Consider the following 18,604-nt stretch of genomic DNA (forward strand, 5'->3'; position numbering starts at 1 on the left):
CCTAGCCCGCACCGGCCGCGAGGAGAGGGGGCCAGGTGGATACGGGTGTGACGCGGGGCCGGGGGCCGCGGAGCGGGGCATAGTCTTCGAGCAGCGGGCCGTACGTCGACGAGCGGGCCGGCAGCTATGCACAGGAGGTCCGGTGGATCAGGAACCGTTGCCCGCGGAGGGTTTCGCGGAGGTTCGTATCGTCGCGGCGACGCCGGATGTCGCGCGCCGCGTCGCCGAGGTGCTGCGCCACTGCTTCGCCTCGGCCGAGCAGCGCAGTTATCCGGCCGGCCTGGGCGGCGGCACCCGGCTCCACCTCACCATCGACACCGCGCAGACCGCCGGGCCCGCACGGTCCTGGCTGTCGGCCAGCGCCTCGTCCTCGGAGGGCCCCGCGCACACCGACGAGGTGTGAGGGCCCCTCCTCACGCGTCGAGGATCAGCGCGTGCCGGGCGGCCGCGGGAAGCGGCCCGTCGCCGGCGTCGCCCTCCGCGTACCGCCACCCCCAGGACAGCAGCGCCTTCAGCGTCCCGGCGTCGGTACGGCTCACCAGCGTGATCCCGGCCGCGGCGTCGTGGTCGGCGAGCAGCCGCCGCTGGAGACGCCGGGCCAGGTTCCAGTCCCGGCCCTGGTGCCGGGTGCGCACGGCGGGCTGGACGACGATCCGGGAGACCGCGAACAGCTGCCCGGAGGCGGCGAGGCGGCGCAGGTCCGCCGACAGGTGCCCGTCGGGGCTCACACCCCGCCACCAGGCCCCGCGGTCGTCCACCGGAAAGCCGTAGGCGCAGCCGGTGAGGAGGGTGGTCTCGGCTACCAGCAGCGCGAACCCCGGCCGTCGTACGTCGCCGGCGAGCCCGCGCAGGAACGCGTCCCGGTCCCGCTCCCGGCCGCACGGCTTGCCGCCGGCGGTGTCGGCGTAGAGATCGCCCAGTTCCCCCAGCCGGTCCTCGACCTGACTCCGGCTCAGCGCGCGAACGCGGTCGGCCTCCCAGGGGGACGGGTCCTGGTCGCGCTGTGTCCGGACCGCCCTGCGGTCGGGTGTCGCTTCGGGGGTCCACCGGTGGACGCCGGGCCACGCGGGCTCCGGGGTCGTCGGCCGGCCGGGCACTGTCACGGTCATGAGGCGAGCCCTGCTCCGGGCACGGACGGATCCGGTCCGGCGTCGTCGGTCACCGGGAACGGCAGCGGCAGGAGGCCGGTGCGCGAGATACTCCCAACCCCTTCACGGTACTCCAGCCCGTTTCCGCCCACTCCAAATATCGAACTTCTATTCGATCATCGGTCGGTGGACACCCCGCCCCACAGTCGCCCGAGTGGGTGAAATCTCGGACCGGCCGGGCCCGATCGGCCCGTGCTACTGTCGATTTCAGTTGCCGTCACCGCCCGGTACCGGCACCGACCCGCACTTCGCAGCTGGGGCCCGCACCTTGGGGTGCGGGCCCCAGTCGCTGTATACGGGGGATGCGGCACGCACCACCACTCCCTCACCGCTCACCCTCCCCCCTGGTTCCCCGTCTCCCGGGTCACTCCCCCTCTCTTCGCTCTGTGAGGCAACATGCGCTGTGTCATCGCCCGGTACCCGTTCGACCTGACCAAGAGCGGGGTGCTGGCCTCGATGGCGGGAGTCACTCCCGAGCTGGTCACCGGCGAGTCCGTCACCATCGGCCGCCGCCGCTACCCGGTCAAGCAGGTCGGCGAGATCGTCACCCGGCAGGACCGCCGTGACTTCAGCAGCGGCGAGGTCGTCCGCGCCATGCGCCGCCTCGGCTTCACCTGCCACGGTCTGCCCGAGGAGGCCGCGGCCGTGAGCGCCGGCGCCCTCTCCCCCATGCAGTCCGCGTCGGAGATGCTCGGCGGTCCCGCCCCCCGGGACCTGTAGGACGGACGACCCACCACGCCGGCGTCGTGGCCCCACGGCCCGCGCCGGCGCCGACGCCCTGGGCACAGCCCCGTCCGACGGCCGGGCAGCCGCGGAACTTCGCCGGTCCGGCAGCCGTTGCCAGGATGACGCGTGCGACACGCGCGTCGGACCGGAACGACAGGGCTGAAGCCGAGGGTGGCACGCGTGGCGATGTGGGATCGGATCAAGGACCAGGCCAAGGGGCTCCAGCAGGCGCAGGGAGCGCGGGGCACCGGTGGCCACGGGCGGCCGGGCGCCACCGGCTCGGGCGGTTCACGCGCCCAGCTGGTGAGCACGCTCAAGTCCCAGCTCACCTCGCTCAAGACCGAGTTGAAGAGCGGTGCCTACCGCGACGCCAGCATGGCCATGTGCGCGCTGGTCGCCGCCGCCGACGGACATGTCGACCCGGCCGAGCGACAACACGTGGAGTCGCTCATCATGAACAACGACGTCCTGCAGAACTTCCCGCCCGAGCAGCTGCGCCAGCGCTTCAACAAGCATGTGGACCGGCTGGCGTTCGACTTCCCCCAGGGCAAGGCCGAGGTTCTCCAGGAGATCGCCAAGGCCGCGAAGAAGCCGACGGAGGCCAGAGCCGTCGTCCAGACGGGGTTCGTCGTCGCGGGTGCGGACGGGTATGTCGCGCCGGCCGAGGAGCAGGTCCTGCGCGAGGCGTGCTCGGTCCTCGGCCTGTCGGCACAGGAGTTCGGGCTCTAGGACGACGGGGCTGAGAGCCACGCGACCGCAACGCTCAGGGCGGCGTGGCCACTGGGCCGCAGACTCCGCCCCGTGGGCTCAGCGGTGGCCGCCCCCCCTCGTGATCCGGTCGGTGGCCACAGGACTCCAGACCGCTTGGTCGCAGGGCGGGTGGCCGCCTGGCGCTGCCCGGTGGACTTAGCGGGTCTGGGCCGCCATCCCTCGTGGACGGCACGTGGCCACAGGGCTCAAGACCGCCTGGCCGCACAGGGCGGGTGGCGGAGGGCGCGAGGCCGCGAGGCCGCGAGGCCGCGAGACCTGACAGCACAGGGCCGCGAGGCCGGACAGCACAGGGCCGCGAGGCCGGACAGCCCAGGACTGCCTGGCCGCGTGGCCCCGCCCAGTGAACTCAGCGGGCCTGGGCCGCCATCCCTCGTGGACGGCAGGTGGCCGCAGGGCTCAAAACCGCCTGGCCGCAGGGCGGGTGGCGCGAGGCCGCGAGACCTGACAGCACAGAGCCGCGAGGCTGGACAGCCCAGGACTGCCTGGCCGCAGCGCCCCGCCCAGTGAACTCAGCGGGCCTGGGCCACCATCCCTCGTGGACGGCAGGTGGCCACAGGGCTCAAAACCGCCTGGCCGCAGGGCGGGTGGCCGCGTGGCCCTGCCCAGTGGGCTTAGCGGTCCGGAACGCCCACCCCTCGTGGACGGCACGTGGTCACAGGGCTCAAGGCCGCCTGGCCGCAGGGCGGGAGAAGGCACGCCCGCGTGACCGCGTGACCGGAGAACTCAAGGCCGCCTGGCCGCAGCGCCCCGCCCGATGGAATTGACGGGTCCGGACCGCCCACCCCCGTGGACCGGCTCGTGCCCGCGGGGCCCAAAACCGCCTGGCCGCACGACCGCGTGGCCGCAGGGCTCAAGGGCCGCACGCCGCAGGGCCGCCTGGCTCAAGTACACCTGCCCGCGTGCCCGCAGAACTGCGTGGCGCACGCCGCAGGCCCGAACAGCCGCAGGCTCGCACACCGCAGGCCCGCAGGGCTCATGCCTCGGGGATCAGGGGCAGTGCCGTCGTGACCTCGAAGCCGCCCTCCGGGCGGGGGCCCAGGCGGAGTTCGCCGCCGATGGAGTGGGCGCGTTCGCGCATGCCCAGGATGCCGAAGCCGCGGCCCGGCGCCGCCGCGGGCGGCGGCGTGGTGGCCGGGCCGTCGTCGCTGACCGTGATCACCAGCCGGGAGCCGGAGTACACCAGCCGTACGCGCGCGTAATGGCTGCCCGCGTGCTTGGTGACGTTGGTGAGCGCCTCCTGCACGATCCGGAACGCGGTCAGATCCGCTCCCGGTGACAGCGGCCGGGGCTCCCCCTCGGTGGTCACCGAGACGCCGAGCCCGGCGGACTCGCAGGCCGCGACCAGCTCGGGCAGGCGGGCCAGGCCCGGGGCCGGTTCCAGCGGGTCGGCGGTCGGGTCGTCGTTCTGGCGCAGCAGCCCCAGCGTGGCCTTCAGCTCGCGCAGCGCGGAGGACGTGGTGCCGGTCAGGTCGGTCAGGATCCTCTTCGTCTGCTCCGGACGGGTGAGAGCGAGATGGGCGGCGGTGCCCGCCTGGGCGTTGGCCAGCGCCAGGTGGTGTGCGACGACGTCGTGCAGTTCGCGGGCGATGCGCATGCGCTCCTCCGTGACGCGCAGCCGGGCCTCCTCCTCCCTGGTGCGTTCGGCGTGCTCGGCGCGGGCCTGGACCGCCCGGAGGTAGGCGCGGCGCAGCCGGGCCATGCTGCCGCCGACGATCGGCAGCATCAGCCAGAAGACCGGGCCGATCGTCCGGATCAGCAGCGAGAGGTCGCCCATGCTGTCGGCGAGGACGGACGCGGCCACCACCGCCACGATCGCGGTGGCACCGAAGAGGCGCGTGGTCGCGGGGTCGGTGATCGTGGCCAGCCAGTAGAGCGCCGCCATGACCGGGGCCAGCAGCAGCGGCGTCACCAGGTACCCCAGCACGACCGCGATCACCGTGCAGAGCGCGGTCACCACGACCGCGGTGCGCGGGTGGCTGCGATACGTCAGCAGGGCCAGGCAGGAGACGCCCATGAGGGCGGCGCCGGTCCCCCCGTGGTCGGGCGGGGCGACGCCGGGCAGGGTGAGGGAGCTGCCGAGAAGCACGCAGCCCATCAGCGTAGGGATCACCGCCAGGTCGATGAGGCGCGGATGACGGTCCGCGTACTGCTCGACGCGTTCCGAATACTTCTCGAGACGGTCCGCGTAGCGCTCGAGGTTGCTGCTCATCGGGCATCGGCTCCCCGGTCGGTGGTGCTGGGTCCATCGTGACGTCCGCGCCCTGGACGGGCGACGGGGACCGCCCGTGTCGTTCACCACGGACGGTCCCCGTCGGCGGGGGCGGGACCGGCTCAGGTGCGGGTCGGCTCCAGATCGGCCCTGTCCGGCTCGCCGACCCGCTGCCGGTCCTCGGGACCGGCCCGCCGGGTGAGCGCCTCACCCTCCACGTCGACGCGCGGCAGGATCCGGTCCAGCCACTTCGGCAGCCACCAGGCCTTGTCGCCGAGCAGCGCGAGCACGGCCGGCACGATCGCCATCCGGACCACGAAGGCGTCGAAGAGGACGGCTCCGGCCAGCCCGAACCCGATCATCTTGATCATGGAGTCGCTCTCGCCGATGAACCCGGCGAAGACCGCGATCATGATCAGAGCGGCGGCCACGACCACCCGTGCGCTGTGCCGGAAGCCGGACGTGACCGCCTGGCCGGGCCGCTCGCCGTGGACGTACGCCTCGCGCATCCGGGAGACCAGGAAGACCTCGTAGTCCATGGCCAGGCCGAACACGATGCCCACCAGGAAGATCGGCATCAGGCTCATGATCGGACCGGTCTGTTCCACACCGAGGAGATCGGCGCCGTGGCCCTGCTGGAAGACCACGACGACCGCGCCGAGGGAGGCCAGCACCGACAGCAGGAACCCCAGAGCCGCCTTCAGCGGGACGAGCAGCGACCGGAACACCACCATCAGCAGCAGGATGGCCAGGCCGACCACGACGACCAGGTACGGGATCAGCGCGGCCTGGACCTTCCCGGAGAGGTCGATGTTCAGCGCGGTGCTGCCGGTGACCTCGAAGGTCGCACCGGTCGCGGCCTCGACGCCGGGCCGCTCGCCCCGGATCGTCTTCACCAGGTCCTTGGTGCGCTCGTCGGTCGGCGCGGTGGACGGCACGACCGAGAAGACGGCGGTGTCACCGGCCTCGTTGAAGCGGGCCGGGGAGACGGAGACGACACCTTCGGTGCCGCCGATCTCGTCGGCGACGGCCCGCGTGGCCGCCTTCGGGTCGGAGTCGCCCCGCGCGTCGACGACGATGGTGAGCGGCCCGTTGAAGCCGGGACCGAAGCCGTCGGCGAGCGCGTCGTAGGCCCGGCGTTCGGTGGTGGAGGTGGGTTTCGCCTCGGCACCGGGCATGCCCAGTCGCAGATCGGCCACCGGCAGCGCGAGGGCGCCGAGGCCCACCACGCCGAGCAGCAGCACGGGCAGCGGGCGGCGCAGCACGAACCGGGCCCAGCGGGTGCCGCCGTTGTCCCCGGCGCCCTCGGCCACCCGGCCGCTCCTGCGTGTCCTGCGCGCCAGCACGGCGTTCGGCCAGAACCCGAGGAACGCCGGCACCAGCGTCAGCGCGATCAGTACGGCGACGACGACCGCGCCCGCCGCGGCGAGGCCCATCTTGGTGAGCATCGGGATGCCGACGACGGCGAGTCCGGCCAGGGCGATGACGACGGTGAGGCCCGCGAAGACGACCGCGGACCCGGCGGTGCCGACCGCGAGACCGGTCGCCTCCTCGGGCGTACGGCCGCGGGCCCGTTCCTCCCGGTAGCGGGAGACGACGAACAGGGCGTAGTCGATGCCGACGGCCAGGCCGAGCATCATCGCCAGGGTGCCGGTCGTGGTCGACAGGCCGAGGGCGTCGGAGAGCGCCATGATCGTGGCCATGCTGACGCCGATGCCGATGATCGCGGTCAGCAGCGGCAACCCGGCGGCGGCCAGGGAACCGAAGGTGACGAGCAGGACGACCGCGGCGATCGAGATGCCGATGATCTCGGCGACGCCGCCCGGCCCGCCACCGCCCTCCAGGGTGTTCCCGCCGACCTCGACGGTCAGCCCGGCGCCGCGGGCGTCCGCGAGCGCCCGTTCCAGCCGGGACCTGCTGTCGTCGGTGAGGTCGCTCGCCGCGACCTTGTAGGTGACGGTCGCGTACGCCGTCGAGCCGTCCTCGCTCACCGCCCGGGTCCGGAACGGGTCGGCGGCGCTCGCCACCTGCGGTCCGTCGGCCAGTTCGGCGACCGTGTCCTCGACGGCCCGCCTGTTCTGCGCCGCGGTCACCTTCTGGCCGCCCGGCGCCACGAAGACGACCCGCGCGGTGGCGCCGTCGGCCGAGGCCCCGGGGAAGCGCTGCTCCATCAAGTCGAACGCCTTCTGGGACTCGATTCCCGGCATCGAGAACTGCTCGTCGGCCGCGCCGGGGGCCTTGAGGGCGCCCAGCCCGACGGCGGCGAGGACCGCCGCCCAGACCAGGGCGACGTACCAGCGCCGCCGGAAGGCCAGGCGGCCCACGCGATAGAGGAAAGTAGCCACGACAGGAGGTCTCCGCATCTGATGCCGACTGTCCGCCCAGACTCGCCGTGCCACCCCCCGGCTGTCGTCGTTCGCCTGCCGTCGATCCGCCCTACTGAGAACGCAGTACGGCGGCGCCCCGTATCCACCGGTGGGACTACGGGACGGACGGGCCGCACCGTCGGACGCGTGTTCCTCCGCGATGTGTCCTACGTCGCAGTGGAACCGTTTCGGGCCTTCGCGGGTTTCGTGCGGGGAGAGGCGTCCGAGCGCCGTCACACGAGGTCACGGAGGTGTGGTCGGTGACTCCGGCAGGAATGCGGAAGCGTCCGCGGAGCAATATCTGTGGTCGTCAGGTGAGAAATTGCCGCAGCCCCCGATGAATATTCCCGCAACCGGCTCACCAGGCGAAATAGTCCAGCGCACTCGGCCGAACGCACCGTGCTACTGTCTTCATCAGTTGCAGTTGTGGTTGCCAGAAGGTTTTTCCGTCGGGGTGATCATCACGGCGACCGGAGGCACACAGGGTGACTCCGAACCGTTCCTCGAAGGAGAATAAAATGGCCAGTGGCACCGTGAAGTGGTTCAACGCCGAAAAGGGTTTCGGCTTCATTGAGCAGGACGGCGGCGGTCCCGACGTCTTCGCTCACTACTCGAACATTGCGACCCAGGGCTTCCGTGAGCTCCAGGAAGGCCAGAAGGTGTCGTTCGACATCGCTCAGGGCCAGAAGGGCCCGACGGCGGAGAACATCGTTCCCGCCTGACCCTGCCTGACGCGTAACGTCGCAGCCGGGGCCCGCACCATGGGGTGCGGGCCTCGGCTTCGCCGCTTTTCCGGGTGCCGCGCGGGATGACCTGATTTCCCGCAGGACGGTGACGTGATTCCCGTCCACCTGTTTCGGCCCCACCCACTCCGGCTCGTTCTCGCAATTCTCCGCGCCTTTCATGTGCTCCGGGAATTCCTTGATACGTGCCGCATCAAGGAAGGTCCCCACATGAACCATGCACGTTCCAGCGCCCGCTCGTACGGTCGCTCCGGAGGCGGCGCCCCGCAGCGCTCCTCCGGCAACCGCTCCTCCGCGCCCCGTCGTTCGCAGGGCGGCTCCGGCCGCCGGCCGATGGCGCAGCAGGGCGAGTTCGCGCTGCCGGAGACGATCACGCCGCCGCTGCCCGCCGTCGAGTCCTTCGGCGACCTGGGCCTGCCCGCGCCGCTGTCGGCCGCGCTGGTCAGCGAGGGCATGAGTGTCCCGTTCCCGATCCAGGGCGCGACCCTGCCGAACTCCCTGGCCGGCCGTGACGTCCTCGGGCGTGGCCGTACCGGCTCCGGCAAGACCCTCGCGTTCGGTCTCGCCGTCCTGGCCCGCACGGCGGGCCTGCGGGCCGAGCCGCGTCAGCCTCTCGCGCTCGTCCTGGTGCCGACCCGCGAGCTGGCCCAGCAGGTCACCGACGCGCTGACGCCGTACGCCCGCGCCGTGCGGCTGCGGCTGGCCACGGTGGTCGGCGGCATGTCGATCGGCCGTCAGGCGAGCGCCCTGCGGGGCGGCGCCGAGGTCGTCGTCGCCACGCCGGGACGCCTGAAGGACCTCATCGACCGGGGCGACTGCCGCCTCGACGAGGTCCGCATCACCGTCCTCGACGAGGCCGACCAGATGGCCGACATGGGCTTCATGCCCCAGGTCACCGCGCTGCTCGACCAGGTCAAGCCGGACGGGCAGCGCATGCTGTTCTCGGCCACCCTGGACCGCAACGTGGACCGGCTGGTCCGCCGCTACCTCTCCGACCCGGTCGTCCACTCCGTCGACCCGTCGGCCGGCGCGGTCACCACGATGGAGCACCACGTCCTGCACGTGCAGGACACGGACAAGCAGCGCACGACCACGGAGATCGCGGCCCGCGAAGGCCGCGTGATCATGTTCCTGGACACCAAGCACGCGGTGGACCGGCTGACCAAGCACCTGCTGAACAACGGCGTGCGCGCCGGGGCCCTGCACGGCGGCAAGTCCCAGCCGCAGCGCACCCGGACGCTGGACCAGTTCAAGACGGGCCATGTGACCGTGCTCGTCGCGACCAACGTGGCCGCGCGCGGCATCCACGTCGACAGCCTCGACCTGGTGGTCAACGTGGACCCGCCGACCGACCCCAAGGACTACCTGCACCGCGGCGGCCGTACGGCCCGTGCGGGCGAGTCCGGCAGTGTCGTCACCCTCGTCACCCCCGACCAGCGCCGCGCCATGAGCCGGCTGACGGCCGCGGCCGGTGTCACCGCGCAGGTCACCTCGGTCCGCTCGGGCGAGGAGGAGCTGACCCGCATCACCGGCGCCCAGGCCCCGTCCGGTGTGCCCGTCGTGATCACCGCGCCGGTCACTGAGCGCCCCAGGCGCTCCGCCTCCTCCGGCGGCTCGTCCTCCCGCGGCCGCCGTGGTCGCGGTGGCGGCGGTGGCGGTGGCGAGCGGAGTGAGCGCGGCGGCGAGCGCGGCCGTTCCAGCGGTGACGCCTCGTCCTCGCGCGGCCGTACCCAGCGTCGCACCGCTTTCGGTTCGGCGGCCTAGCGAACCCGGCAGGACCACGCTCCGAAGCGTGTCCGGGTGGGGGTCGGGAAACCGCCCCCCACCTGGGAAGAAGGGCCCCGTCGACGGATGCCGGCGGGGCCCTTCCGCATGCCGGGCCGGGGGTGGTGCGACGCGGGCGACAGGCGGGCGGGGTACCCGTAACGGCGGACCGGGACGGCGGGAACACCCGCGGACAGTGTTGAATCTCCTCAGGGGCCCGGGTGCCGGACGGCGGCAGGGTCCCCGCTACGCGCGATCAACGAGGTGACATGACAGCAGACAACCCGCTCAGCGGTCGTCTGGACGACGACGACTACCCGGCGTACTCGATGGGCCGGGCGGCCGAGATGCTCGGCACCACCCCCGGTTTCCTCCGGGCCATCGGGGAGGCCCGCCTGATCAGTCCGCTCCGCTCGGAGGGCGGGCACCGCCGGTACTCGCGCTACCAGCTGCGGATCGCCGCCCGCGCCCGCGAGCTGGTCGACAAGGGCACCCCGATCGATGCCGCGTGCCGCATCGTCATCCTGGAGGACCAGCTCGAGGAGGCCCGGCGGATCAACGCCGAGTTCCGCCGGGCCGCGAGCGATGTGCCGGACTCCCCGGCGGGTTCGGCTGCGGATGCGTATGCCGGTTCGCCCGCGGATGCGCCTGCCCACTCCCGCGCGCATTCCCGCGGGGACTCCCACGCGGCTTCGCACGCGGGTTCCGGTTCGGGCCGGGGTTCCGGCTGACCGGTGCGAGCACCGCGCAGACCACCTCGTCGGGTGGGGCCATGACGTCCGCCACGAAGCGCCGGTGTCCGAGGCCGAGCCGGCGCAGTCCCGGCCCTCGGTCGGCGGCGACGACCAGCGAGGCCGCGAGCGGGAGCAGCCGCCGGGACGCCATCACGGGGCGCGCCGGGTCGGGCGGGGCGGCTCCGCGCGGCAGGTGCGCGGCCGCTCGCAGCGGAAGGGCACGTGGCGCTGTCCGTTCGTCGGCGAGGACGCGGCCGGTGACGTCCGAGGCCGGCGGGAGTCGGTGCCGTCGCGGAGGGCCCGGTGGTACGGCGGTGCCACGACCTCCGTGATCATCGGCACGAGCAGTTCCAGGCGCAGGCCGGCCCCTGAGCCGCCGCAGCCGTACGAAGACGGTGTCGCTTCCGTGACCGGCCGGGGTCGTCCGGCCGGTGCGCGTCCACTCCGTGGACGGCGGACAATGGGCGCATGAGCATCGTCAAGATCAATGTGCTGACCGTCCCCGAGGAGCAGCGCGAGACGTTGGAGAAGCGGTTCGCCGCGCGGGCGGGCGCGGTCGAGAACTCGGACGGGTTCGAGTGGTTCGAGCTGCTGCGCCCGGTGGAGGGCACCGACACCTACCTCGTCTACACGCGCTGGCGCACCGAGGAGGACTTCCAGAACTGGGTGTCCGGACAGGGGCGGGCGGCTCACGGAGGCGGCGGTGCAGAGGGCGCCGAACGGCCGAAACCAGCCGCTTCGGGTGCCACGCTGTGGTCCTTCGAGGTGGTCCAGCAGGCGGCTCCCGGGCAGAGCGGAGCCGGCACCGAGTAGGCTCCTCACTCATGGCGCACGCTGATGACCTGCTCGTCGACATCGCCGCAAGGGTGGAGTCGGAGCACAACAGTCGGATGTCCCTCACCGTGGTGATTCCCGGAGCCGTGATCACGGGCCGGCTCGCACCGGAGACGCTGTGGAAGCAGAGGGTTGCGGAGGTACTCGAGGCCTCCGATCAACTCGGGGCGTTCTCCTCGGTGTTCACCCGCCCGGAGGACACCGGCACACCACCCGAACCGCGGGCCGGCCGGCCCACCCATCTGCATTTCCACGTCGCACGGATCCTCCAGGGGAACTTCGGCATCCCCGACACGGGCGGCATGTACCGCGTCGCCCTGGAGGACGTGAGCGCGTGGACGGTCGGGGACATCGGGTATTCGGACCAGTGAGGACGTGGTGAGAGGCGGCAGGCCCCCTGGCGCCTGTCGCCCGCTCCCCTCGTCACGCCTCCACCGCGTCCACCGCCTCCGCCCCGTCCACCGCCTTCCGCACCTTGTCGCCCGGTTCGCCCGGTTCGCCCGGTTCGCCCGCGAGGGTGTCCCGGAGGCTGGCGCCGCCCGGCGTACGCGGGCCGGTGGCCGCCCGCACCCGCGCCTCCCGTGGGAAGGGATCGGGCGGGGCGGCCGGCGGACCGGCCGGGGCGGTGGGCCGCGGCGGCGCGTGCCGCACCAGTGCGGGGTCCCGCGTGGCGCGGCCGGGTCGCCTCGGTCTCCGGCCGCCGCGATCCCGGCGAGCGGGGTCACCGCCGGGGGCGGCGGCCCGTCCAGGGGGCGTCGCGACCGCTCGCGCGGGTCCGGCGCGCCGTCCGGTCACGTCACGCTCCCGGCCGCCGTCCTGCCGGGCGGCCGCCGTTCCCAGGTGTCCGTCCCCGGCGGGCCCCGGAGGTCCTGGGTCCCCCCGAGCCGGAGCGCGTCCCCGAGGAACCCTCCGGCGCGTCCGACACGGTCGGCGAGGGTGCCGTCCGGGTCGCGGCCGGCGCGTACCGGCGGTCGGTCGGCGCACCTGGGGTGACGGAGCGTCACAGGGAACGTACGGCGCGCGGGGGTCTTCTCACGCCCCGGTTACGTTTCCCTCAACCCCTGGTGGCCGGGCGGTGTGCGAGCGACCATGGCCGCATGACTCTGGCCGAGCGCGCCATGGAGCGACTGGAAGTCTGGCCCGACCTCAGCACGGGGCAGGCCAGTTGCGGCGCGGGACGGGCGTTGCGCTCCGCCCACAGCGAGATACTCCACTTCCACTCCGGCCGGGACGCGGACCTGCACCTGACCGTCCCGGCCATCCGGCGGATCCACGCGGACCTGATGGAGTCGACCGCGGTGCGGGTGGTGCCCGGTTCCCGCTGGGTCACCGTCCACCTCGACTGCGACACCGACGTGGACCTGCTGATGAGCCTGGTCAGCGTCGCCCTCAAGGCCCACCTGTCCCAGGGCCCGGTCCTTGCCCCCGCGCCGTCCCCCTCCACGTGCAACCTGCACCGCGTCACGCTGGTGCCGCGCGACGATCCGCACGACCGCTGAGACACGGCTGCGTCGAGCCGACGTCCCGCCCCGCGGAGGGCGTTCGGGGCACCGGCGGGACGCCGGTGCCGTGGGTGGTGGCGCCGGGCGTGCCCGCGGTGCTCAGGGGCGCGTTTCCGACGGGGCCAGTCCCCTCGCCCGGCCGTCCTCGTCCCAGTGGACCTCCAGGACCCGGGTGACCGCGGTGCGGTCGAGGGGGCCGTAGACGTGGGGGAACAGGGTGGAGTCGGGGACGCCGGGGGGCGGGGCCGGGGCCGCCGCCTCCCACGCGCAGCGGGCGGTCAGGCGGTTCTCGTCGAGGAGGATCGCCAGCAGCGGCCGGGGGGCCGTGCGGTAGAAGGCGTTGGCGACGGCCAGCGTCGTCTCCTCGTCGGGCGAACAGTGCGTGAAGCCGTCCTGGTCGAGGGAGGCGGGCGCGTAGGGGCGGTCGGGGCGGACGTCCCAGACCGCCTTCGGCACGAGGTGATAGATCATCGTTCGGTTATATCCCGGCGGCCGGCCGGCCGGACCCGGCCCGCTCATGCGGCCGTCAGGAGCAGCGCGTACGGCAGCAGCGCCGCGGGGAGGGTCAGCAGGCGGTACGTGACCGGGCGGCCGGCCGTCAGTGGTCTCACCACGTCGAGGACCACGATCAGGCCCACCACCAGCAGGGCCGAGGTGATCAGGCCGAACAGCACGAAGCCACTGCTCTCGATCTGGTCGTACGTGCACTGGTCCAGGTCGCGGCGGCCCAGGTCCGCGTACTCGCAGTGCCCGTGCTCGGCGTACCAGCGGGCGCAGGCCACGAGGACGGCTGTCGGTACGCCGATGAGCAGGTTCACCAGCAGTGGCGCGAGGACACGGCGGGCGGGGCCCGTACGGCGGCCCGCGCCGGCGGTCCGGACCGTGCCGTCGGGGCCGCTGTGGCCGAGCTCGGTCCCGCTTCGGTGGGCGGTCATGTCCCTCCCCGGACGTGGGCGGCGCGGGACGGGCGACGCGGCGCGCCGCGTCCCGCGCTCAGGCCCTGGACGCGGTCAGCCGGCCGCCAGGAGGATGGCCGTGTAGTGCGCGGCGAAGGCGGCGATGGTCATGGCGTGGAAGACCTCGTGGAAGCCGAACCAGGCCGGTGAGGGGTCGGGGCGCTTGAGTCCGTAGACGACGGCGCCCGCGGTGTAGAGCAGACCGCCGGCGATGACGAGTACGGCGACCGCGGTGCCGCCGGTGCGGGCGAACTCGGGCAGGTAGAAGACGGCCACCCAGCCCAGCGCGATGTAGCAGGGGGTGTACAGCCACCGGGGGGCCCCGATCCACAGGATGCGGAAGGCGATGCCGGCCAGTGCCCCGGCCCACACCGCGGCCAACAGGAGCCGTTGCTGGCCCGCGGACAGCAGCAGTACCGCCAGCGGGGTGTAGGTGCCGGCGATGATCAGGAAGATGTTGGCGTGGTCCATCCGCCGCAGGACCGCCTCACCGCGCGGCCCCCACGTTCCGCGGTGGTAGACCGCGCTGGTGCCGAACAGCAGGCAGGCCGAGACCGCGTACACCGAGCAGGCCAGCACCGCCGCGGTCGAGCGGGAGAGGGCGATCAGGACGATGCCACCGACCAGCGCGAGGGGGAACACGCCGGCGTGCAGCCAGCCGCGCATCCTCGGCTTCAGCGCGGCCGCCGCGCGCTCCACCCCGCTCTCCAGGCCGGCCGCCGCGGTCAGCCGGCCGGTCGTGCCGGCGGGCACATCGTCCGCCGGGGCGTGCGCGGGGGCGGAGGTGGTGCCGGAGCGGGTCTGGGACTCCCGTCCTGGTGACGGCGGCTGAGAATCTTCGGCGATCATGCGCTCGTATTCTGGGGTCTCGGCGGTGGATGGCGGCCCGGCGCGGCGCCGCGGCCTGTGCGTCAGATGCCCGCCGCGTGCCGGGATGCGGTGCGGCGGTATTCGGCGTTGATGCGCTGGGCGTCTTCGAGCTGGTCCTCGAGGATGATGATGCGGCAGGCGGCCTCGATGGGGGTGCCGCGGTCGACGAGTTCCCGGGCGCGGGCGGCGATGCGCAGCTGGTACCGGGAGTAGCGGCGGTGTCCGCCCGCGGAGCGCAGCGGGGTGATGAGGCGGGCTTCCCCGATGGCGCGCAGGAAGCCCTGGGTGGTGCCGAGCATCTCGGCGGCCCGGCCCATGGTGTAGGCGGGATAGTCGTCGTCGTCGAGACGGTCGTACGAATCGTCTGCTGTCACTTGCACCTCTCTACGGAACGCGTGGAGGGCCCTGGCGCCGTGCGGCGCCAGGGCCCGAAGGAACTACTACACCATCTGCCGGCCCTCATGCTGCGCCGGCCTTCTGTTTCCGCAGACCCGACCGGAATGCTGTCGGGGATGCTGGGATCGCGGTTGCTCGACCGGAGACCACCTCACTATCGATGTCCTGCGGTACCCGGGTCCTGTACTTCCGCCCCGGGCGATCCTGATGGCGCTTCGGCTCCTCCGTTCATCCCTCAGTGATCAACTACTTGCCAAACGGGGGACTGCGTACTGCTGGTACTGCTGTACTGCGAACTGCTGGTGATGCGAACTGCTGGTGATGCGTACTGCTGGTACTTCTTGTACTGCGAACCGCTGGTGGCCTGTGACAGCGCCACTTTTACTCTCCGACAGCCAGCCCCGTCGCCCGTCCTGCGTCTGCTCTGGCTTGGAACCCCACTGCCGGACCTCCCGGTGCGCGCGCCCGCAGCCGACGCCTTCACCGAGGTACCGCTCACTCACTTCACTGCTGGGTACTGCACCGCGTCCATCGCGGTCCTGCTCACGGCGGCCCCTGATCACTGCGGGCCACCCGGTCCGGTCGTCAGTCCCGTCGCCGTCCTGCAACAAGCCTGGCTTCGAAACTCCACCACCGAACCGTCCTGCGCACTGCAACTGCGGTACTGCCGCCCGGCAGTTCATGTCTGCCGGGCCCTTCGGTTCCTCTTGGCTACGAGAGAAACCATAACCACCCCACGACCCAATGTCTACTCCGGCCACCATAGATTTCCGCGCGTTCGACGATGAGGTAATCGGCGTCGAACAACCGTGGAAGCCGACAGCGCCACGTCGGCCGGCCGTCGGCCGGTCACGGCGACACCCGCCCCGCCCGCTGCCGGGCGCGACGCGTGCCCACCGGCCTGGGACGCGGGGCCGGGGGACGCGGGGCCGGGGGACGCGGGACGGGGAGGCGCGGGACGGCCTCCGGAGCGCCGCGCGGGGCGGGGAGAGCGGGCGGCGAGGCGTGGGCGGGAAGGCGCGGGACGGCCTCCAGGGCGCCGCGCGGGGCGGGCGGGCGGTCGCCCGTTCGGGTCGGGGGCCGCGGCCTCGCTCGTCCACAGGGTGTGGACACCGTGCGCCGAGGGGGCGCGGGTGGCCGGCGGAGGGTGGGTGCTCCGTCCCGGCGGGGCGGGGAGGCCCGGTTCACTCCGTTCGCCCCCGGCGGCGGCGTACGGCGCCTCGGCGGGCGAGCGGGCGAGCGGGCGTCGCGGGGAGCGGGTCCGGCGGCCGACGAGCGCCGGCGGAGCGCTTCCGGACGGCGTTGGGAGCGGCGTAGGGGGCGGCCACCTCGCGGGCGCCCGCCCCGATCCTCTTCTCGGCCGACGGCAGGCCGACATCAGGCCGGCAAAAGAACGAGTCCCACCCCGCTCGACGCGGGATGGGACTCGTTCGCTGGAGCGCCGGGCAGGCCTTGCACCTGCATCTCCCCACAGGAAGTGGGGCGTCTTTCCTTGGACGACCAACGCAGAACCGATTCGCCGCTGTTGTGGCGACCAGCTCAAGATCAATGCTACACGGAGACCCGCGCCTCGCCAACTCGGCCCGGTGCGGGCTCCGTCAGCCCATCTCGTCGACGTCCAGGTCCGGTCCGACGACCAGCGTGACGACACCCGCCTGCGCGTCCGCCGCCGCGGCCGACCGTGTCTTCGGCAGCCGTGAGGACAGTACCGCCGCCTGCTTCTCCAGCCCGGCCGGGTAGCTGACGGACGTACTGGTCACCGTGGCCGGGGCGTTGCCGGTACCGCTCACCGTGAAGCCCATGGTGCGCAGTTTCTCGGCGACGGCGGCGGCGCGCCCGGACCGTCCCGTGCCGTTGAGCACCCGGACGCTGACCTGGGAGGCGTAGACCAGATCCTTGGCGGCGGCCTGGAGCTGGGCCTTGGTCGTCTCCTTGTCCCTGGCCAGGGCGGTGAACAGGTTCGCGGCCTGCGGGTACTGCCAGACGACGTTGGCCCGGTCCGCGGGGACGTCCGCCTCACGCGGGTAGTTGGGCACGGTGAGGAAGGCCAGCCGGTCGCTGGGGATGCCCTTGAGTTCGTCGGCCAGCCCGTAGATCTGCTTGATGCCCGCCAGATCCGGGTCCGTGGTCAGCGACTTGGTGGCGGACTGGAGGAAGCCGTACAGGGCGTCGGGGCTGGTCAGCTTCGACTGCGCCTTCTCCGCGAGGGCGTTCATGAACTCCTGCTGGCGGCCGATGCGGCCGATGTCGGAGTTGTCGCCCACGCCGTAGCGGACGCGGACGTAGCCGAGGGCCTTCTCGCCGCCGACGTTCTGGCAGCCGGCGTCCATCTCCAGCTTGGCCTTGTCGGACTTGATGGGCTCCTTCGGGCAGACCTCGATGCCGCCCAGGGCGTCGACCATGCCCTTGAAGCCGGAGAAGTCGACCGACATGAAGTGGTCGATGCGCAGGCCGGTGTGGGCCTCGACGGTCTTGATGCTGCACGCGGCGGCCTCGGCGACCTTGCCGCTGCTGCCGCCGATGGCGAACGCCTCGTTGATCTTGGCCTTGTGCGGGGTGGACGTCTTGCCGTCGCCCATCTCGCAGGAGGGTATGTCCACCCAGGAGTCGCGCGGGAAGGACACCACCGCGGCCCATTTCCGGTTGGCCGGGATGTGCAGCACCATCAGCGTGTCCGACTGCATGGTGGTCAGGTCCTTGCCGTACTTGGCGTTCGCGCCGTCCCGGCTGTCGGAGCCGACGACCATGATGTTCTTCGAACCCGGACTGAGGTTCTCCGGCCGGTCGCCGCCCAGCTTGTCGTCCACGTCGGCGGAGTCGATGTTGTTGTTCAGGTCGTTGTAGACCCAGGCGCCGACACCGCCGATGCCGAGGACGACCACGGAGGTCACCCCGGCGCCCCAGACGAGGAACCGTCCGCGCCGTGTGAGCCGCGTCCTGCCGGGGGCTCCGCCCCTGCCGCCGCCCTGCCTCACCCTGCCACCGCGGCCGGTCGCCTCCACCGGAGTACGTCCACGCCTTCTCGTCCCGCTCACCGGCGCTCGCCTCCGCCTCGGCCGTTCTTCACCCCGTACACCGTGCTCGGATCGTCCGGTGCTGGATCGTCCGTGGACGACGAAACCCTACATGCAGGTAGACATACGTCCCGGAGACCCCTGACGACTCACCAGACTCACGGGAGGGCCCAAGGGTTGCCCGTCCTGCCCGACGTGGCCGACGTGCCCGTCGCCCGGCAGTCCCCGTGAGTGCGGCGGTCGGCCGGCCACGGCAGCCGTGGACCGTGGACTTGTGAGGGGCCGGTATCGCGGTGCCCGCGGGGCGCGTTGGTCGTCGACGGCGCGGGCGGAGTCGGCCTGCCCTGGTCAACCGGCCCGGTCCGGCGCGGCGATCACCTCGGCCCCGGCCCGCTCGCCGGGTAACTCCCCTTTCCGGAAGGGTGATACCGGTCGCCGTCCGAACGGCCGCGAGCCGCACCTGAGCGCTCCGGCGGGCGCGGATCTCAGGGTCGCCGAGTCCGAGGCGGCGGGGCTGCCTCCCGCTCGCGGAGGACTCGCGCGGCCCGCCCAGGAGCGCCCCGGCCCCCGC

General features: G+C 72.8%; 17 protein-coding genes and 1 pseudogene. 9 read left to right on the forward strand and 9 right to left on the reverse strand.

Annotated features, from left to right (window positions below):
* The first annotated feature begins 142 nt into the window (after positions 1-142).
* Positions 143-403 carry a hypothetical protein gene (locus ACFYO5_RS25805; RefSeq protein WP_356560858.1) on the forward strand — a complete coding sequence of 87 codons (261 nt, stop codon included), beginning with the start codon at positions 143-145 and terminating at the stop codon, positions 401-403.
* A 10-nt stretch (positions 404-413) separates the two neighbouring features.
* Here ACFYO5_RS25805 and ACFYO5_RS25810 read toward each other — a convergent pair whose 3' ends face one another.
* Entirely contained in the window at positions 414-1,109 is a 696-nt protein-coding gene (locus tag ACFYO5_RS25810) for a hypothetical protein (protein ID WP_356560860.1), read from the reverse strand.
* Positions 1,110-1,544: 435 nt separating this feature from the next.
* On the opposite strand from ACFYO5_RS25810, the gene ACFYO5_RS25815 reads away from it, so the two are divergent.
* Positions 1,545-1,868, forward strand: a complete 324-nt coding sequence (locus ACFYO5_RS25815; protein ID WP_356560862.1) for an SCO5918 family protein — start codon at positions 1,545-1,547, stop codon at positions 1,866-1,868.
* A gap of 186 nt (positions 1,869-2,054) precedes the next feature.
* Positions 2,055-2,603, forward strand: coding sequence for a tellurite resistance TerB family protein (locus ACFYO5_RS25820; RefSeq protein WP_356560864.1), 549 nt, complete (start codon positions 2,055-2,057; stop codon positions 2,601-2,603).
* A 1,015-nt stretch (positions 2,604-3,618) separates the two neighbouring features.
* Here ACFYO5_RS25820 and ACFYO5_RS25825 read toward each other — a convergent pair.
* Entirely contained in the window at positions 3,619-4,854 is a 1,236-nt protein-coding gene (locus ACFYO5_RS25825; protein WP_388712894.1) for a sensor histidine kinase, read from the reverse strand.
* Positions 4,855-4,976: 122 nt separating this feature from the next.
* On the reverse strand, positions 4,977-7,199 hold the full coding sequence (locus ACFYO5_RS25830; RefSeq protein ID WP_388712897.1) for an MMPL family transporter: 2,223 nt from the start codon (positions 7,197-7,199) through the stop codon (positions 4,977-4,979).
* A gap of 539 nt (positions 7,200-7,738) precedes the next feature.
* Between ACFYO5_RS25830 and ACFYO5_RS25835 the strand changes: the two genes are divergently transcribed.
* The 5 genes and pseudogenes from ACFYO5_RS25835 (at position 7,739) to ACFYO5_RS25855 (ending at position 11,666) form a co-directional block, all read left to right on the forward strand.
* The gene (locus ACFYO5_RS25835) at positions 7,739-7,942 is read left to right on the forward strand and encodes a cold-shock protein (protein ID WP_073493870.1); all 204 of its coding nucleotides are present in this window, start codon (positions 7,739-7,741) and stop codon (positions 7,940-7,942) included.
* Positions 7,943-8,173: 231 nt separating this feature from the next.
* Positions 8,174-9,727, forward strand: a complete 1,554-nt coding sequence (locus ACFYO5_RS25840) for a DEAD/DEAH box helicase (protein ID WP_388712901.1) — start codon at positions 8,174-8,176, stop codon at positions 9,725-9,727.
* A 269-nt stretch (positions 9,728-9,996) separates the two neighbouring features.
* A pseudogene (locus ACFYO5_RS25845) lies at positions 9,997-10,341 on the forward strand (MerR family transcriptional regulator); the annotation flags it as partial.
* Positions 10,342-10,929: 588 nt separating this feature from the next.
* A complete protein-coding gene (locus ACFYO5_RS25850; RefSeq protein WP_356560871.1) occupies positions 10,930-11,274 on the forward strand; it encodes an antibiotic biosynthesis monooxygenase in 345 nt (114 codons plus the stop codon).
* 11 nt (positions 11,275-11,285) lie between these two features.
* Positions 11,286-11,666, forward strand: coding sequence for a hypothetical protein (locus ACFYO5_RS25855; RefSeq protein WP_356560873.1), 381 nt, complete (start codon positions 11,286-11,288; stop codon positions 11,664-11,666).
* Positions 11,667-11,718: 52 nt separating this feature from the next.
* Here the strand turns inward: ACFYO5_RS25855 and ACFYO5_RS25860 are convergent, their stop codons facing one another.
* Positions 11,719-11,865, reverse strand: a complete 147-nt coding sequence (locus ACFYO5_RS25860; protein WP_388712905.1) for a hypothetical protein — start codon at positions 11,863-11,865, stop codon at positions 11,719-11,721.
* 527 nt (positions 11,866-12,392) lie between these two features.
* Here ACFYO5_RS25860 and ACFYO5_RS25865 point away from each other — a divergent pair.
* Complete coding sequence (locus ACFYO5_RS25865; protein WP_388712908.1) at positions 12,393-12,794, forward strand: luciferase family protein; 402 nt, start codon at positions 12,393-12,395, stop codon at positions 12,792-12,794.
* A gap of 102 nt (positions 12,795-12,896) precedes the next feature.
* Here ACFYO5_RS25865 and ACFYO5_RS25870 read toward each other — a convergent pair whose 3' ends face one another.
* The 5 genes from ACFYO5_RS25870 to ACFYO5_RS25890 all read right to left on the reverse strand — a co-directional run bounded on the left by ACFYO5_RS25870 (position 12,897) and on the right by ACFYO5_RS25890 (position 17,910).
* On the reverse strand, positions 12,897-13,268 hold the full coding sequence (locus tag ACFYO5_RS25870; RefSeq protein ID WP_388712911.1) for a DUF952 domain-containing protein: 372 nt from the start codon (positions 13,266-13,268) through the stop codon (positions 12,897-12,899).
* 44 nt (positions 13,269-13,312) lie between these two features.
* On the reverse strand, positions 13,313-13,732 hold the full coding sequence (locus ACFYO5_RS25875; RefSeq protein WP_388712914.1) for a hypothetical protein: 420 nt from the start codon (positions 13,730-13,732) through the stop codon (positions 13,313-13,315).
* Between the two features lie 75 nt (positions 13,733-13,807).
* Positions 13,808-14,602, reverse strand: a complete 795-nt coding sequence (locus tag ACFYO5_RS25880) for a hemolysin III family protein (RefSeq protein ID WP_388712916.1) — start codon at positions 14,600-14,602, stop codon at positions 13,808-13,810.
* A gap of 62 nt (positions 14,603-14,664) precedes the next feature.
* Complete coding sequence (locus ACFYO5_RS25885; RefSeq protein ID WP_356560883.1) at positions 14,665-14,997, reverse strand: MerR family transcriptional regulator; 333 nt, start codon at positions 14,995-14,997, stop codon at positions 14,665-14,667.
* Between the two features lie 1,620 nt (positions 14,998-16,617).
* Positions 16,618-17,910, reverse strand: a complete 1,293-nt coding sequence (locus tag ACFYO5_RS25890) for an LCP family protein (RefSeq protein WP_388712920.1) — start codon at positions 17,908-17,910, stop codon at positions 16,618-16,620.
* Positions 17,911-18,604: the final 694 nt, after the last annotated feature.

The sequence above is a fragment of the Streptomyces sp. NPDC006259 genome (assembly GCF_042870975.1).
Classification (GTDB): Bacteria; Actinomycetota; Actinomycetes; order Streptomycetales; family Streptomycetaceae; genus Streptomyces.